Source organism: Xanthomonas sp. SHU 166, assembly GCF_000364685.1.
GTDB lineage: Bacteria > Pseudomonadota > Gammaproteobacteria > Xanthomonadales > Xanthomonadaceae > Xanthomonas_A > Xanthomonas_A sontii.
In genome coordinates, this window is record NZ_AQOJ01000322.1 from 1 (window position 1) to 990 (window position 990).

1 protein-coding gene and 1 pseudogene are annotated in these 990 nt (G+C 73.1%); both read left to right on the forward strand.

From position 1 onward, the window contains the following. A pseudogene (locus tag D180_RS09700) lies at nucleotides 1–177 on the forward strand (low molecular weight phosphotyrosine protein phosphatase); the annotation flags it as partial. Continuing rightward, nucleotides 174–990, forward strand: an 817-nt coding sequence (locus D180_RS09705) for a redoxin domain-containing protein (protein WP_017912636.1), incomplete at its 3' end; no start/stop codon positions are given. The pseudogene D180_RS09700 and the gene D180_RS09705, both read left to right, overlap by 4 nt.

A 990-nucleotide genomic window follows, 5' to 3' on the forward strand; every position in this document is an offset into this window, starting at 1 on the left:
GAGCGCGTGGCGCTGTGGCTGCCGTGGGCCGGGGTGCACGGCCACCGCGAGATTCCGGATCCGTACACCGGCGGCAGCGCCCAGTTCGAGCAGGTCTGGCAACTGGTAGACGAAGCCGCCGCCGGCAGCGTGGCACGACTGTCCGCCGACCTCGGCTCCGGCATAATCGGCCGATGAATTCCATCGCCGCCCTGGAACTCCCCGCGTCCGGCGCCTGGCTCAACGCCGAGCCGATCCGCCTGCGCGATCTGCAGGGCCGGGCGCTGGTGCTGGCCTTCGTCAACGCCGCCTCGGTCTGGTGCGCGCAGCGCCTGGCCGAACTCGGCCAGTGGCAGGCGCGCAATCCCGGACGGCTGCAGGTGATCGTGGTGCAGGTGCCGCGCTTCGACAGCGAGCGCGAGCCGCAGCGGGCGCTGAAGCTGCTGCGCAGCCAGGGCGTGTCCGCGCCGGTCCTGCTCGATGCCGATTGGGCCGCCTGGCAGCGCTTCGGCGTCCAGGCCTGGCCGACCCTGGTGCTGATCGACGCCAGCGGTGTCGAACGCGAGCGCCTGGTCGGCATCGGCGGCGCCGAACTGGACAAGGCGCTGCACGCGCTCTGCGCCGGACAGCCGTTGCCGCTGGACGAGGACCTGCGCGACGCCCGAGAGACCCAGCCGGAGCCGCGCCTGCCGCTGCGCTTCCCGACCGGCCTGGCGGTGGCCGAGGATCGCCTGTACGTCGCCGACAGCGGCCATCACCGCATCCTCGAATGCAGCACCAGCGGCCGCGTGCTGCGCCAGTTCGGCATCGGCACCGCGGACTTCATCGACGGCGCGATCGGCGAGGCGGCGTTCCACCGCCCGCGCGGGCTGGCGCTGGAGCGCGGCGTGCTGTACGTGGCCGATACCGGCAACCATGCGCTGCGCCGGATCAACCTGCTCACCGGCCAGGTCGACACGCTGTGCGGCAACGGCCGCGCCGGCGAGCCGGTCGAAGGCGCGGTGGAGCAAC